This is a genomic window from Pandoraea sp. B-6 (genome assembly GCF_000282835.1).
Classification (GTDB): Bacteria; Pseudomonadota; Gammaproteobacteria; order Burkholderiales; family Burkholderiaceae; genus Pandoraea; species Pandoraea cepalis.
Genome location: NZ_KB290528.1, coordinates 55,684 through 71,192, shown reverse-complemented (window position 1 = coordinate 71,192; position 15,509 = coordinate 55,684). Strand labels below are relative to the sequence as shown.

The following is a 15,509-nucleotide window of genomic DNA, read 5'->3' as shown; positions in this document are numbered from 1 at the left end:
CGAAGTGGCGGCCGACCGTAATCCGATTGGCACGCCGGCGCCAAAGCCGAGCGAAGCGACCAGCGTGCCCAGCGGCGTCGGTGGCACGGGCAGTGAGACTGCGACCGGCCGTGCCGGCAGCGACGAGCCGCCGCATCAGCCGACATTCGGCCCAGGTGCCGCGCGTCCTGGCAGCCCTGCCTCGATGGGCACCCAGCCGTCGTACCTGCAGGCGGGCGATTCGCCGTGGTCGGTGCTGCGTCGTATCACGTCGGCACGATTTCGCGCGTGGTACGACCGCGCGGGGCAGCGCATCACGCAGCGCACCCTGAAGATCGGCATTTCAGCGCGCATCTTTCATCCGGAGCCGGGGTCGAAGGGGCTGCGCAGCAAGACGCTTCAGTACCTTGAAGAGTCGATCGCGCACTGGGTGATGTCGCGCGATGTGCTGGTGTTCATGATTCCCACGGTCGACACGCAGGGGCTGCTGCACCCGAGCCATATCCGTCTGCACGATTACGCGAAGCATCTCGACGGACTGGTGTTGCAGGGCGGGGCGGACGTCTCGCCGCACAGCTATTCCGAAGTGGCGACGCGCCACGAATGGCAAGGCGATCGCATGCGCGACATGTACGAACTCGAATTGCTGCATGAGTTCGTGGAGCAGGGCAAGCCGATTCTCGGTGTGTGTCGCGGCTGCCAGCTCATCAACGTGGCATTTGGGGGCACGCTGCACCAGGACATTGCTACGGATCTGCCCGACGCGATCCCACACGTGACCGATACCTACGAACACAACCGTCACACGCTGACGTTCCCCGAGGGGTCATCGCTCGCGCAGATGCTGGGGCCGGTCGACGTGCCGATCGTCAACTCGATCCATCACCAGTCGGTGAGAACGCTTGGGCGCGACCTGAGTGTGGAGGCGGTGTGCTCGGAAGATGGGGTGGTGGAAGCCATTCGCTATCGCAAGGCGCCGTTCGTGATGGGGCTGCAATGGCACCCGGAATTTCACCGGGCGGGTGGGCCGGAGTATCTCGATTGCACACCGGTGCTCGACAACTTCCTGCGCGCCGCGCGCGAAACGCGGTTCTGATTGGGCTTCTGATCGCACCGCGATCGACGCAATGAAAAATGGGCAGCCGCGAGGCTGCCCATTTTCATGTCAGGCGCACCGGCATCATGCCGCCGGTGTGCGCGCCGCGTCGATTAGAAGCGGTGACGGATGCCCGTGCCCACAACGGTTTGCGAGCTGGTCGACGACATACCGCCGGCAGCGCCGACACCGGCTTGGAGGCCCGTGCCTTCGTTGTCGGAGATGTGCTGGTACGAACCGGTCAGGTACACATCGGTACGCTTCGACAGACGGTAGTCGGCTTGCAGCGTCACGGTGTGGAACTTCGGCTTCTTGTCCGTCGAATCTTGCTTGGCCATCGTGTACGTGTACGCGGCGGACAGCGAGACTGCCGGGGTCAGCATGTAGCGACCGTTGACTTCGAAGTTGTCGAACTTCAGGCCGTCGTTGCCGAAGGCAACTGCGGTGCTGTTGAAGTTCAGGCCGGTCAGGCCTTGGAGTTGCGTGTGGGTGTACACCAGGCCGACGGTTGCCGGGCCGAAGGCGTAGTTACCACCGATACCCCAGACGCGTTGCTTCGAGGCGCTGAACACCGAGTCGCCGCCAGTCGACGTGTCGACTGCGCCGCTGGTGTTGTTGGCGCCCGTGTTGCCTTGGCGTTCCAGGTAGGCAGCGGCCACGGTCAGCGGGCCGTTCGCGTAGTTCACGCCGGCGCTGAAGGCGCGGTTGTTGGCGAAATCGCCAGCCTTGTTCGAGAAGCCATACAGGCCGCCGAAGGTCAGGCCGTTGTAGTTGGCGCTCGAGTACTTGACCGAGTTGTTCACACGGAACGAGTTGTTCGTGTTGTCGTTATCGTACGGGTGCGCTGCGATCGTGCCGCCGAACGACGAACCGTTCAGGGTCAGCGGTGCCAGGTAGTCAACCAGCGAGTCGTATTGACGACCGATCGTCACCGAGCCGAACTTGTCGTTCTGCAGGCCAACAAACGCCTGACGACCGAACATGCGGCCGTTTTGGCCCGACGTGCCGTTGTTGATCGAGAAGCCGTTTTCCAGCACGAAGATGGCCTTGTTACCGCCACCCAGATCTTCCGCGCCCTTCAGGCCCCAACGGCTGCCGTTGATCAGGCCGCTCGTTGCGCGGAAGTTCTTCGAACCCGAAGCCGTCGAGGTCGTCGAGTTGCTGGTGTAAGCGACGCCAGCGTCGATCAAGCCATACAGGGTGACGCTGCTTTGCGCTTGGGCGCTCGCGGAGAACGCGCCGACAACGGCAGCGGCAAGAAGAGTTTTTTTCATGGTTTAAGCTCCAGTAACGTGACACGAATCGCAGAATTCGCGTGTAAACAGAACGCGGCGAAACAGAACATGTCGAGGTGACGGTTTGTCATTCGCGGACCCGATCAAGTATCGGCACTGCTCTGTTGACAGGGGGCAGTGTATGAGTGAGCGAGACCCGCGCCTATTTCAGAATCCGCAAGAATCTATTTCAGATACGGGAAGAATCCGCCGAATGTGCCGAAAAGCGTTGTCCAATAAGGGATTGGCTTGATTAAGCCTAGGCGATAAATGACCACGCAAGCGACGTGTGTTGCGCTTGGGACACAGTGCAGAGGGCAAGCGGCATCGCTCGCGAAGCATTGCCAGCACTGGATCTACACGCGACATGGGGCAAGGCGTTAAGTTCCAGCGACACGTGATCTCCGCGATGGCGATCATTGACCCACGTCACGCGCCGAACGAAATAATGCCTTCGATAAAGGTACCTTCCGTTGCACGATCGGTGAGGTTTTGTGATGGCTATACGGCGAGGTGTAGGGGGGCGGTGCGGGTAGACCTCATGATCGCGTCATTGCGCGTACTGAAGCACACGCGATGAGGAAAATCCGAGATGCCGACAGGCGTGAACAATTGACTCGCGCCAAAAAGTCATTTGTTGATAGCGTTTTACGGACTATTGCGAGTCGCCGAATAATGCATTGCGCCGAATGATGAGAATGATTCGGGAGGCCAGACCCTATACTACGTTCCGCGAGAAGTAGACTTTTGCGTTGAGTGAAAAGTCTCCAAACCTTGGCGCGGCCTCATTGGCCGCGCTTTTTTTTGTCTGCGTTTTTTGCCGCGTGTTCGGCTACGCGTAATGGCTCGCGCCGAGGGCGTCGCCGCAATCGCGCACGTGCGGAATGCGCAACTGCTTGAGCTTGCGATACAGCGACGCCCGGCAGAAGCCGAGGGTGCGTGCCGCTGCGGAAATGTTCCAGCGGTGTTGCGCGAGCGCCTGCAGAATGCGGTCGCGCTCTCGGTGGTCGTGCGGCGATGCCTGCGCACTTGCTTCGTTCGGGGCGGCGACGGGGCTCGACGCCACGACATCTCGCGCTTCCAGGGCACGCATCGCGACATTGCCATCCACATTGCGCGCCGGCGACGGCATGACAAGCTCTGGCGGCAGGTCGTCCATCTCCAGCATATTGCCAGCCATTACCGCGCACGCGTAACGCAACGCGGCGCGCATCTGGCGCAGATTTCCCGGCCACGCGTGGGAGAGCAGGCACGCCAAGACGTGCGGCGCTACGCGAGCCAGTGCCTGATCAGCGCGCAATCCCGGCCACTCGTCGCATAGCATGCGCGCGATCAACTCGCGCTTGTCGTCGCGCTCGCGCAGTGTCGGCAGCGTGAGTACACCCACGGCGATGCGGTAGTAAAGATCTTCGCGGAACGTGCCCTGTGCCACTGCACCGGCGAGATCCTGATGCGTGGCGCAGATGAGCTGAACGTTGACGGGCACCGGGCGACTCGCGCCCAGCGGCGTGACTTCCTGCTCCGAGAGCACGCGCAGTAGCCGCGTTTGCAGCGCATAAGGCATGTCTCCGATTTCGTCGAGGAACAGCGTGCCGCCGTCTGCCTGCTGCAACTTGCCTTTCATTCCGCCGGGCAGGGCGCCCGAAAACGCGCCGCGCTGATAGCCGAACAATTCGCTCTCGACGAGATGTTCCGGCAGCGATGCCGTATTGATCGCGACGAACGCTTGCGCGCGCCGCGCGCTGTACTCGTGCAGCGCGCGGGCCAGAAACTCCTTGCCCGTTCCCGTCTCGCCGAGGATCAATACCGGCAGTCCGCGATCGACGAAGCGCTTGCCGCGCGAGAGCAACGCGCGCATTCGGGCGTCGGTGCCGCACAGATCGTCAATGGCGAGATAGTCGGGGCGCATCTGAGGTGCGGCGGCGGGGGCGGCCGGTACCCGATGGATGCGCTCGGCGAGCGCGGTGACGTGGCTGAAGGCGGTACTGGCAGTGGCGGCGCCGAGGGGGGCGGCGGGGCCGACAGGTCGAGCGGGGGCTGACGCTACAGCAAGGTGAGCGGGCATGACTTGTCTCCTTCTCGTATCGGTACGAAAGGGCGCCGTCGGTGGCTTGTGGCCTGGCGATTCCTGACGTCTCTTTATGTCGCAGCCAGCTCGGGTGGCCAACCGCTGATGCAGGATACGACTGCCCAGTCATAACATCCAATACAATATAGATGCGCCATTAATACCTTTGGGGTATCAGATGATTGAGCTGCGCCATTTCCAGTACTTTGTGGTGCTCGCCGAGACCCTTCACTTCGGCCGAGCCGCCCAGCAATTGCATATCTCCCAGCCGCCGCTGTCGCGCCAGATTGCGCTGATGGAAGCAGAGCTGGGTGTGCAGCTTTTCGAGCGAACGCGCCGCAGCGTGCGCCTCACGCGCGCCGGTACTCGCCTTTATCAGGACGCGGTGGAAATTCTCAACTCGGTCGATCGGGCGCGCCGCAACGTCGTGGCGGCGAGCCGGGGAGAGGATGGCGCGATCACCGTCGGCTTCATGATGTCCTCGGCGTACAACATCCTGCCCGCGCTCACGCGCACGTATGCCGCCGCATATTCGCGCGTCGACATGAAATTGGCGGAAACGTTACCGAATCTGCTCGCCGAATCCGTGCGAGCTGGGCAGACCGACGTCGGCATCATGTATCGCCCCGAAGACCTGACCGGGCTCGATACGGCGACCGTGTTTCGCGAGGAGATGGTGGCGGTGCTCCCACGCACGCACCCGTTGGGGAAGGCGCGGGTGCTCGACGCCGCACAACTGGCCGAAGAGTCGTTCGTGAGCATTCCGCGTGAAATCGCGCCGCTTGTCTATGACCTGGTCGTCGACCATTGCCGTCGCGCGGGATTCTCGCCGCATATCCGGCTCGAAACCAACCTGCAGCAGACCATCATCAACCTGGTGGGCGAAGGGCTGGGCGTGGCGATGGTGCCGATGTCGATGAGCAGCACGAGCGCGTTCGGCAATGCGGTTTTCAGACCGTTGCGCAACGCCCCGGTGGCGGAAGTGGCGCTACTGTGGAGCCGCGACAATCACAATCCGTGCGTCGAGACGTTTGTGGAGAACGCGCGAGCGGTGTGGCGCGACATGCAGCGCGCGCCGGGCGCTCGGCTGGTGCCCGATGGGCCGGACACCAGCGCGCGCTGAAGGCGGCGCGAGAGACAAGCGGGACGTCAGATTTCCAGAATGCCGGCGGCCACGAAGCCGCCGTCGACCGGCAGGATATGGCCGGTCACATACGAGGCATCGTCCGACGCGAGAAAGCTCACGGCGCCAGCGATCTCACGCGGCTGCCCATAGCGGCCGAGCGGTGTCGTCTCCGTGTAGTGGCGACGCGAAATGTCGGAATGCAGTGCCTGCGTGAGCGGCGTGTCGACGGGACCGGGAGCGATCGCGTTGGCGGTGATGCCGAACGGTGCCAGTTCGATGGCCATCTGACGCGTGAGCCCGATGACGGCGGCCTTCGACGTGCCGTAGGCGGTGCGTCCGGCGCTGGCCAGAATGCCCGCCACCGACGCCAGATTGACGACGCGCCCCCAGCGTTGCTCACGCATAAGTCGTGCGGCGTGCTGCCCGCACAACAGCGTGCCCGTGAGGTTCACGGCCATGACCTGATGCCAGTGATCGAGTGGGTAGTCGAGAAACGGAAACGTCTTGGCGATACCGGCATTGTTCACGAGCACGTCGCAGCGGCCATGGCGCTGCGCAATCTTTGCGAAGCCGTCGGCAATCGACGCCGCGTCGCCCACATTCATGCCCAGCGCCCACGCCGTGCCGCCCGCCGCGCTCAGTTTCTCCGCCGTTTCGGCGGCGGCGCCTTCGTTCAGGTCGGCGACCACCACGGTCATGCCGTCATTCATCAATCGTTCGCAGATGGCGGCACCAATGCCCATTCCGCCGCCCGTCACCACCGCCACTTTCCCCATCATAATGCGGACTCCTAAATGTAATGATTTTTACAGTCCGGGCTCCGCCGCCCGCAGTGCGGCGGAGCCCGTCGGTGAGATTGCGAAACCGTTAGCGGATTTGCGTTACTTCAGAAAGCCGATCGAGATCCAGGGGACGAGTACCACGAGCAGCAATGCGATGAACAGCGCGCCCATGTAGGTCCACATCCGGTTGAAAACCTTGTCGGGCGATGTCTTGCCGATGGCGCACGCAGCGTAGAAGCCAACGCCCAGCGGGGGGGCGAACAGTCCCATGCCCATCGAAAGAATTACGACCATCGCGTAATGCACGTCATGAATGCCCAGGGAGCGTGCCACCGGGAACAGCAGCGGTCCGAACAGCACGATGGCCGGAATGCCTTCGAGCACGCTGCCCAGGATGATGAACACGACCATCGAGATGAGCAGGAAGCCGACCTGACCGCCGGGCATGCCATGCATCAGACTGACCAGCGCGGCGGAGAACCCGGATTGCGTGAGCGCCCAGGCCATGGCCGTGGCCATGCCGATAATCAGCAGGATCGCGCCGGAGAGCGCGGCCGTTTCCGTCAACAGCGGATACAGACGTTTGAAGTTCAGGTGCTTCTTGAACGCATGCACGATCAGGCCGATCACGACCGTGTAGGCGATACCGACGGTCGAGACTTCGGTGGCCGTGGCGGCCCCCTCGATCACGGCCGTGCGGATGAGAATCGGCAGGGCGAGCGCCGGCAAGGCCACGATGAACGTCTTGCCGATCACGCGCCACGGCGCGCGGCGGGCCGCACTCGGCGCTTCCTTGCGCGAACGTGCGAAACACACCACGACGATGGCCAGCGTTGCGATGACCGCGGGCAGCAGGCCGCCGACGAAGAGCGAGGTGATCGACACACCGCACACGGCGCCGATCGTGATGAGCACCAGGCTCGGGGGGATCGTCTCCGTCATGGCGCCGGTCGACGAGAGCAGCGCCACGAGATCTTCCGGCTTCGAGCCGCGTCGCTGCATCTCGGGGAAGAGCGCGGGCGCGACGGCCGCCATGTCGGCCGCTTTCGATCCGGAAATGCCCGAGACCAGGAACATGGCGCCGAGCAGCACATATTGCAGGCCACCGCGCACGTGCCCGAGTAGCGCGGCCATGAATTCGATCAGGCTGCGTGCCAGCCCGCTCATTTCGATGAGCGCGCCGAGCAGTACGAACAGCGGCACCGACAGCAGGATGAGGCCTGACATTCCTTCGTCCATGCGGCTGACGACGATCTGCAGCGGGGCGTCGGTCACGAGCGCCAGATACGCCAGTGTTGCCGTCCCGAACGCAAACGCAATCGGAATGCCGCCGGCCACGCAGACGCCGACGATCAGCACGAAGAACACCAGCAGGTTGTAATTGCCCATGGCGATGAGCGCGGGGCGCCCAAGCCAGAGCGCGGCACCCAGCGTGGCCACGACCAGCACACCGAGTCCGAGCTGGCGCAGGCTCGAACAGCGCGCCAGGCGCGAGACGGCGGCAATGAGCATCAGCACCGCGCCCACGGGCAGGGCCGCGGCGCGCAGCCCGTCGGGAATTTCCAGCGCGGGCGTGGTGATGTCCATCTGCTCGATGGCATGCGAATACGCGGGCACGATAATGAGTGCGACGAATACGCAGACCGTGAGCGCGGCCATGGTCTGAAACCAGTCACGCCATGCCGCCGGGAGTTTGTTGACGATGGCGGACAGCCGCATGTGCTCGCCCCGGTCGAGCGCGAGCACGGCACCGAGCATCGATAACCAGATGAACAGGATCTGTGCCAGTTCGTCCGACCAGGTGAGCGGATTGTCGAACCCATAACGCGAGATCACCCCCGCGAGCAGGATGAGCGTCTCGGCCACCACCAGCAGCACGGCAACCGCTTCGGTGACTTTCATCACCGCGCGGTTGACGTGGCAGAAGAGGCGGGCAAGCGCGTGCGTCGGCTCGGCCGTCATCGTCAACGTTTCCATTTACGCAAGCTTCCCGGTGTACTTTTCGAGCATCGACCACGCCTCATCGCCGAACTTCTTGTGCCATTCGGCATAGAATCCGGCGGCGCGAAGCTTGTCGCGGAACTGCTCGTTGTTCGGTGCATTGAACACGAGGCCCTTCTGCTTGAGTTCGGTCGTCACGCTGTCGTTGAGCTTGCGCACATCGTCGCGTTGCGCGAGCGCGGCGGCGTTCACGTTGGCGGTGACGATCGCCTGCAGGTCCTTCGGCAGTTTGTCCCACTTCTGCTTGTTGCCAAGGAACCAGAAGCCGTCCCACATGTGGTTCGTCATCGACACGTACTTCTGCACTTCGTACAGCTTGGCCGTGGTCAGAATGGCCAGCGGATTTTCCTGGGCTTCGACGATGTGCGTCTGCAGGGCCGAATACACTTCGGAGAAGTTGATCGACGTGGGCGCGGCGTCGAAGGCGCGGAACATCGACGTCCACAGCGGGCTCGTCGGCACGCGGATCTTCAGGCCCTTGAGGTCGGCCGGCGAATTGATCGGGCGGCTGCTGGTGGTGATCTGGCGATACCCGTTTTCCCAGATCTTGTCGAAGGCGAACACCGAGGTCTTTGCGATCTGGCTGCGTACGTGGGCGCCCAGGTCGCCATCCATCGCGGCCCATACCTGACCGTAGTCCTTGAACGCGAAGCCCACGCCGGAGATCTGCGCCGAGGGCACGAGCGTGCCGAGAATCAGCGGCGAGAGCGTGAAGTAGTCGATGGCGCCCGAGCGAACCTGGCTCAGCATGTCGCTGTCGCTGCCCAATTGATTGTTCGGGTAAATCTGGAAGTCGATGCGACCTTTCGACTGCTCCGCAATCTTTTGCGCCATCTCTTTGGCGCGAACGTTCATCGGGTGGCTGACGGGAAGATTGTTGGCGAACTTCAGCGTGAATTCGGCAGCGTGCGCTTGCGTCTGATACAAGCCCGTGGCGGCGGCGGCCGACGTGGCGGCCACGACTTTGATGAAGTGGCGGCGATCCATGTTGCTCATACTGCATGTCTCCTGTTTTTAGGTTTGGTGACTGCGTCTGAAGCGCGAGGTGGGCGGACGTGTTGCCCTGCAACGCCTCGGCCATCTCGTAAGGCGAGCGTGAAGTGGCTCGCAAGTGGCTTGGCTATCTTACGCAAATCGAGTGCCAGATCGTCGTTCGAACGGGAAAACCCTTACGTTATTAAGGATTGTTGACCTCCCGCGCCGCGGACATTGTTTGGTTGCCCGACAGATCGTGCGACACCTGTCGCATCGGCCGCCCGTGCTGCGACACCTGTCGCATGCGGCAGGCGACAACGATGCGACAGGTGTCGCTGGGTTTCAGGTACGAGATATCGCGTTGCGGTGCAGCAAACAGCGCTGACCCGGCGCGCCGACAAATTCGCTTGATGGGCCATCGACGGCGGCTTTACGCTTACGTCAACGGCGAGTGCGCCACGCACGCGAACGCGGCGAGGAGGACGCAACGAGACGGCGATGGAGCGCGGGCGCTCGTGCGCCACGCACGGCGGGGCTGTGCCGCACAGGTCTGGCATTGAAATTGCTCACCGGAGCGGGATGACCTCATTTTTCCGGAGACACTTCATGGTTGCTGCATGCCTCACCGGCTGGGCCCACTCCCAGTTCGGAAAACTCGATAACGTCGATGCCGAAGTCCTGTTGGCCGATGTCGCCCAAGCCGCGCTCGACGACGCGGGTCTCGCGCCCGAGCAGATCGATTCCATTCACGTCGGCACGTTCAACGGTGGCTTCCTGTACCAGGACTTTCCGTCGTCGCTCGTTTTCAATCGCATTCCTGGACTACGTTTCAAGCCGGCCACGCGCTACGAAAATGCGTGCGCAACGGGGTCGGCGGCCGTGCACGGCGGTTTGCAGTCCATCGAGGCGGGCAAGGCCACCCACGTGCTCGTGATCGGGTTCGAGAAGATGACCGAATTGGCGACGCCGCAGGTTGGCGAAGTCCTGCTCAAGTGTTCGTATGCACGCGAAGAGGCCGACATTCCGGGCGGCTTCGCAGGCGTGTTCGGCACGATCGCGCAGGCCTATTTCGATCGCTATGGCGATCAGTCCGATGCCCTGGCAGGCATCGCGGCGAAGAACCATCGCAATGGGTCGGTGAATCCTTACGCGCATATGCGTCGCGACTTCGGTTACGACTTCTGCCGCAACGTCTCCGAGAAGAATCCGTTCGTGGCCGGGCCGCTCAAGCGCACCGATTGCTCCATGGTGTCCGACGGCGCGGCGGCGCTCGTGATCTCGAAGGCCGACGTGGCGCGCACGATGCCCAAGGCGGTCGGTTTTCGCGCGGCGGTGCAGGTCAACGACTACCTGCCGCTCTCGCGGCGCGATCCGCTGGCGTTCGAAGGCGGCCAGCATGCGTGGCGTCAGGCATTGGGGGTGGCCGGTGTGTCGTTGAAGGATCTGTCGCTGGTCGAGACGCATGATTGCTTCACGATCGCTGAGCTGATCGAATACGAGGCGATGGGCCTGGCCAAACCGGGGCAGGGTGCGAGCCTGGTCGCCGAGGGCGTGACGGAGAAGAACGGTCTGCTGCCGGTCAACCCGTCGGGGGGCCTGAAGGCGAAGGGCCATCCGGTCGGCGCCACGGGCGTGTCGATGCACGTGATGGCCGCGATGCAACTGACGGGGACCGCGGGCGAGATGCAGATTCCCAACGCGCGGCTCGCGGGCGTGTTCAACATGGGCGGTGCGGCAGTGGCCAATTACGTGAGCATTCTCGAAGCGCGCTGATGCTTCGCTTGAACGGTGGTGAGGCAGGCTGCCCGGCATTTGCCGGGCGGGACTGAGCGAAAAGAACGAGGAGACGAGCGACATGCTCAAGAAGGTCATGAATCTCGGCCGCCTGCTGGCCGACGTTGCCCGACGTCATCCGGACGAGCCCGGCCTGATCGTCGGCGACAAGGTCAGCACATGGGGCGAGATCGATGCGCGCGTGAACGCCGCCGTCGATGCGCTGCGCAAACTGGGCGTGGGCAAGGGCGACAAGCTGCTGGTTCACTCGCGCAACAACCTGCCCATCTTCGAGAGTGCATGGGTCGCCTTTCGACTGGGCGCGGTGTGGGTGCCGACGAACTTCCGTATTACCGCACCGGAGGCGGCGTACCTGGGCCAATCGAGCGGTGCGTGCGTGATGATCTACGACGCTGGCTTCGAGGGGCACGTCGACGCCGTGCGCGCCGCATCGCCCGCGTTGCGCCATGTGATCGCGCTGGGCGAGCCACGCGCAGGGGAATTGCATTACGAGACGCTGGTCACGGAACATCAAGGCGCGCCCGGCTACGAGGCGGAAGTCGAGTACGAAGATCCACTGTGGTTCTTCTATACGTCGGGCACGACCGGGCATCCGAAGGCGGGCGTGCTCTCGCATGGGCAGATGGCGTTCGTCGTGACGAATCACCTGGCCGACCTGATGCCCGGCATCACCTATCGCAGCCGCTCGATGGTGGTGGCGCCGCTCTCGCACGGTGCGGGCATTCACGCCATCGTCAATACGGCGCGTGGGGCGGCCAGCGTGCTGCTGCCGGGCGAGAAGATGGATGCCGAACAAGTTTGGCAGGCGATCGAGCGTCATGGCGTCGACAACATGTTCACGGTGCCGACCATCGTCAAGATGCTGGTCGAAGACCCGGCCGTCGATCGCTACGACCATCGCTCGCTGCGGTTCGTGATTTACGCCGGGGCGCCGATGTATCGCGCCGATCAGAAATATGCGCTGCGCAAGCTGGGGCGGGTGCTGGTGCAGTACTACGGGCTGGGCGAGGTGACGGGCAACATCACCGTGTTGCCGCCGTGGCTGCACACCGATGACGACGACGCACCCGACGCGCGCGTGGGCACCTGCGGCGTGCCGCGTACCGGTATGGAGGTGGCGATTCTCGACGAGCGTGGCGAGCGTCAGCCGCCGTTCGCGTCGGGCGAGATCTGCGTGCGCGGTCCGGCGGTCTTCATGGGATATCACAATAATCAGGAGGCGAATGCCAAGGCGTTCAAGGACGACTGGTTTCACACAGGCGATCTCGGACACGTCGATGCGCAGGGGTTCCTGTACATCACGGGCCGCGCGTCGGACATGTACATCTCGGGCGGCTCGAACGTCTATCCGCGCGAGATCGAGGAAGCGTTGCTCACGCACCCGGCCGTGTCGGAGTGCGCGGTGCTTGGCGTGCCCGACCCCAAATGGGGCGAGAGCGGGCTTGCCGTGGTGGTCGCCCGGGAAGGCATGGCCGCTCAGGCCGATGAACTGCTCGGACATCTCGAAGCGCGTATCGCCCGCTACAAGTGGCCGCGGCGCTTCGTATTCTGGAATGCCATGCCCAAATCGGGCTACGGCAAGATCGTGAAGAAGCAAATCAAGACGATGCTCGAAGAGCAAGGAGACTATCGACTATGAAACCTGCGCTTTCACGGATCTATCGACATGCAGGCGCCCCCACGTTACCCCGTGTGGAAGACTGCGTGTTGAGCGGGCAGCACGAACTGCGCGTCACGATCCGGTCGGGTGCGAATCTCGGCGAGTCCTTACGCGAAGCGTTATCCCGCTATGCGTATGGTGGCGGCGTCGGCCGTTTCTGCGCGGGCACCGCGCGAGGTCTGCGGTATCACATGATCGAGACCACCGCCGACGCGGAGCGTCCCTTTGGCTATGGGGCACCGGTCGACGAAATCCGGGAGGTGGATCTGATCGGTGGCGCGATCACTGTGGGCCGCACGGCCGACGGCGCCACGCTGCTGCATTGCCATGCGGGATTTTCCGACCCGAGCGGCGAGTTGCATGGCGGCCATCTGATTCTCGATCACACGTGGGCCGGCGACGAGCCGGTCGTGATTCGCCTGTGTTTGTTCGAGCGCGGCGGCTACGTGAGCGCGGATGACGAGGAGACGCGTTTCCGTCTGCTGCATCCCATCGCGGGAGATCTCTCATGAGCGCCGAACTGGATATCCCGGTCGACATCGAGAACGGCACGCTGGGCAGGTTGGTCGTGGCGCGTCTCAAACCCAATCAGGACTTGACGGAAAGCATCGAAGCGCTGTGTGTGGAGCATGCCATCTCGCGCGCCATCGTGCGCGGTGCCGTGGGAAGCCTGATCGACGCGCGGCTGGCGTTTCGCGCGGGCGACGGCTGGCGCGAACAGCGGGTGAGCGGCCCCGGGGTGGAAATCCTCAATGTGTTCGGTGAGGTCGACGTACGGCCCGAAGCCGTGAGCGAGCTTCCCACGCTGCACGGGATGGTCGCCGATACCGACGGGCGCATGTTCGCCGGGCGCTTCGTGCGCGGCGGCAACCTCTCGTTCATCACCATTGAAGTGACGCTGCAGGAGTGGTTGCCCGCATAGGGGGCGTAGGCATCGATCAGGGCAAGGCAAACGGGGAGTCTTCGGACTCCCCGTTGCTTTAGGGCGTACGCCGTAGCGGCTCAGGCGACCGTCGGGTGCACCAGCCCGTCTTCACGGAACATGTGCTTGACGCCGCGCACGGCCTGACGAATGCGCGACTCGTTCTCGATCAGGGCGAAGCGCACATATTCGTCGCCGTACTCGCCGAAACCGATGCCTGGTGAGACCGAGACCTTGGCCTGCGCGAGCAGCTTCTTCGCGAATTCGAGTGAGCCGAGCGCGCGATACGGTTCGGGAATGCGCGCCCAGATGTACATCGACGCGCGCGGCAGATCGACGTCCCAACCCGCTTCCGTCAGGCCTTTGTAGAGCACGTCGCGGCGGCGCTGATACTGTGCGCGAATCTCTTCGACGCAGTGTTGATCGCCTTCGAGCGCGGCGATGGCGGCGACCTGCAGCGGCGTGAACGTGCCGTAGTCGTGATAGCTCTTGATGCGCGCGAGCGCGGCGACGAGTTCGGCATTGCCGACCATGAAGCCGATGCGCCAGCCGGCCATGTTGTAGCTCTTTGAGAGCGTGAAGAATTCGACGGCCACGTCCTGCGCGCCGGGCACTTGCATGATCGAGGGCGCCTTGTAGCCGTCGTAGACGATATCGGCGTAGGCCAGATCGTGCACGACGAGAATGTCGTGCTTGCGCGCGAGGTCGACCACCCGCTCGAAGAATTCGAGTTCGACGCACTGGGCGGTAGGGTTCGACGGGAAGCCGAGGATCACCATCTTGGGTTTCGGATGGCTTTCTCGAATGCCGCGCTCAAGTTCGGTGAAGAAGTCGATGCCGGGCGTCATCGGCACGGAGCGGATGTTCGCGCCCGCGATGACCGCGCCGTAGATGTGAATCGGGTACGACGGATTCGGCACGAGCACCGTATCGCCTTGATCGAGCGTGGCGAGCATCAGGTGAGCGAGGCCTTCCTTCGAGCCGATCGTGACGATGGCTTCGCGCTCGGGATCGAGGTCGACGTCGTAACGATCCTTGTACCAGCGTGTGATCGCGCGGCGCAGACGCGGAATGCCGCGCGACGTCGAATAACCGTGGGTGTCGGGGCGTTGCGCGACTTCGACGAGCTTGTTGACGATGTGCGGCGGGGTCGCCCCGTCGGGGTTGCCCATCGAGAGATCGATGATGTCCTCGCCACGGCGGCGCGCGGCCATCTTCAGCTCGGCGGTGATATTGAAAACGTAAGGGGGAAGACGATTGATGCGCGTAAAGCTGCGCGAGCCCTGAGAGCTGGACATGAGAATCCTGGAACGTAAGCGCCCGGAACCGTCCGAGCGACGCCGGTGTGCTGGCCACACCGTGATGGTGACTGTAGCGCGACGCGGGGCGCTTGGGCAAGTGAATTTTGCGGGGCCAGGCGGCGAACCCGTCGGTTATGATGGTCGGCCGCGTGTTCGAGGAAAGGGAGTGTCGATGGCGTACCTGTACCTGCTGGTGGCAATCGTGGCAGAGGTGATTGCCACGTCAGCGCTGAAGGCCTCGGAGGGATTCACGCGCGTCGGGCCGGTGGCGCTGGTGGTCGTGGGCTACGGCGTGGCGTTCTACATGCTGTCGCTCACGCTGCGCACGATTCCCGTGGGCGTGGCCTATGCGATGTGGTCGGGACTCGGCATCGTGCTCATCTCGATCGCCGCACGCGTGTTGTTCGGTCAGAAGCTCGATGCCCCTGCGCTGATCGGCATGGCGCTCATCATCGCGGGCGTGTTGGTGATGAATCTCTGGTCGAAGTCGTCGGCGCATTGACGGGCGCGGTGCTTGAATGCACGAGCGCT

Annotated in this window: 13 protein-coding genes; 7 read left to right on the top strand and 6 right to left on the bottom strand. The window is 63.4% G+C overall.

Annotated elements, in window-relative coordinates; genetic code table 11:
- On the top strand, positions 1-1,075 hold a 1,075-nt coding region (locus tag A985_RS25475; RefSeq protein WP_157211462.1), incomplete at its 5' end, for a gamma-glutamyl-gamma-aminobutyrate hydrolase family protein.
- A gap of 113 nt (positions 1,076-1,188) precedes the next feature.
- Here the strand turns inward: A985_RS25475 and A985_RS0113590 are convergent.
- Both A985_RS0113590 and A985_RS25470 read right to left on the bottom strand, forming a co-directional pair.
- Complete coding sequence (locus tag A985_RS0113590; RefSeq protein ID WP_017233951.1) at positions 1,189-2,349, bottom strand: porin; 1,161 nt, start codon at positions 2,347-2,349, stop codon at positions 1,189-1,191.
- Between the two features lie 832 nt (positions 2,350-3,181).
- The gene (locus tag A985_RS25470) at positions 3,182-4,414 is read right to left on the bottom strand and encodes a sigma-54-dependent Fis family transcriptional regulator (RefSeq protein ID WP_157211460.1); all 1,233 of its coding nucleotides are present in this window, start codon (positions 4,412-4,414) and stop codon (positions 3,182-3,184) included.
- A gap of 181 nt (positions 4,415-4,595) precedes the next feature.
- On the opposite strand from A985_RS25470, the gene A985_RS0113580 reads away from it, so the two are divergent.
- Entirely contained in the window at positions 4,596-5,540 is a 945-nt protein-coding gene (locus tag A985_RS0113580) for a LysR family transcriptional regulator (RefSeq protein WP_017233949.1), read from the top strand.
- Between the two features lie 26 nt (positions 5,541-5,566).
- On the opposite strand, the gene A985_RS0113575 is transcribed toward A985_RS0113580, so the two are convergent.
- The 3 genes from A985_RS0113575 to A985_RS0113565 all read right to left on the bottom strand — a co-directional run bounded on the left by A985_RS0113575 (position 5,567) and on the right by A985_RS0113565 (position 9,322).
- Positions 5,567-6,322 (bottom strand): SDR family NAD(P)-dependent oxidoreductase, encoded by a 756-nt coding sequence (locus tag A985_RS0113575; RefSeq protein ID WP_017233948.1) that lies wholly within the window; start codon positions 6,320-6,322, stop codon positions 5,567-5,569.
- Positions 6,323-6,424: 102 nt separating this feature from the next.
- Entirely contained in the window at positions 6,425-8,287 is a 1,863-nt protein-coding gene (locus A985_RS0113570) for a TRAP transporter large permease subunit (RefSeq protein ID WP_051060184.1), read from the bottom strand.
- A gap of 15 nt (positions 8,288-8,302) precedes the next feature.
- Positions 8,303-9,322, bottom strand: a complete 1,020-nt coding sequence (locus A985_RS0113565; protein WP_017233946.1) for a TRAP transporter substrate-binding protein — start codon at positions 9,320-9,322, stop codon at positions 8,303-8,305.
- Positions 9,323-9,907: 585 nt separating this feature from the next.
- On the opposite strand from A985_RS0113565, the gene A985_RS0113560 reads away from it, so the two are divergent.
- Genes A985_RS0113560 through A985_RS0113545 form a run of 4 tightly spaced genes read left to right on the top strand, consistent with a single transcriptional unit; the run spans position 9,908 to position 13,677 of the window.
- The gene (locus tag A985_RS0113560) at positions 9,908-11,074 is read left to right on the top strand and encodes an acetyl-CoA acetyltransferase (RefSeq protein ID WP_017233945.1); all 1,167 of its coding nucleotides are present in this window, start codon (positions 9,908-9,910) and stop codon (positions 11,072-11,074) included.
- Between the two features lie 52 nt (positions 11,075-11,126).
- Positions 11,127-12,734: an acyl-CoA synthetase gene (locus A985_RS0113555; protein ID WP_255349101.1), complete on the top strand. Its 1,608-nt coding sequence runs from the start codon at positions 11,127-11,129 to the stop codon at positions 12,732-12,734.
- Positions 12,731-13,267: a hypothetical protein gene (locus tag A985_RS0113550; protein ID WP_026131953.1), complete on the top strand. Its 537-nt coding sequence runs from the start codon at positions 12,731-12,733 to the stop codon at positions 13,265-13,267. The genes A985_RS0113555 and A985_RS0113550 overlap by 4 nt, the downstream gene beginning before the upstream one ends.
- Positions 13,264-13,677: a PPC domain-containing DNA-binding protein gene (locus tag A985_RS0113545; protein ID WP_017233942.1), complete on the top strand. Its 414-nt coding sequence runs from the start codon at positions 13,264-13,266 to the stop codon at positions 13,675-13,677. The genes A985_RS0113550 and A985_RS0113545 overlap by 4 nt, the downstream gene beginning before the upstream one ends.
- Before the next feature lie 80 nt (positions 13,678-13,757).
- Here A985_RS0113545 and alaC read toward each other — a convergent pair whose 3' ends face one another.
- A complete protein-coding gene (alaC, locus tag A985_RS0113540; protein ID WP_017233941.1) occupies positions 13,758-14,975 on the bottom strand; it encodes an alanine transaminase in 1,218 nt (405 codons plus the stop codon).
- Between the two features lie 175 nt (positions 14,976-15,150).
- Between alaC and A985_RS0113535 the strand changes: the two genes are divergently transcribed.
- Positions 15,151-15,480: a multidrug efflux SMR transporter gene (locus A985_RS0113535; RefSeq protein WP_017233940.1), complete on the top strand. Its 330-nt coding sequence runs from the start codon at positions 15,151-15,153 to the stop codon at positions 15,478-15,480.
- Positions 15,481-15,509: the final 29 nt, after the last annotated feature.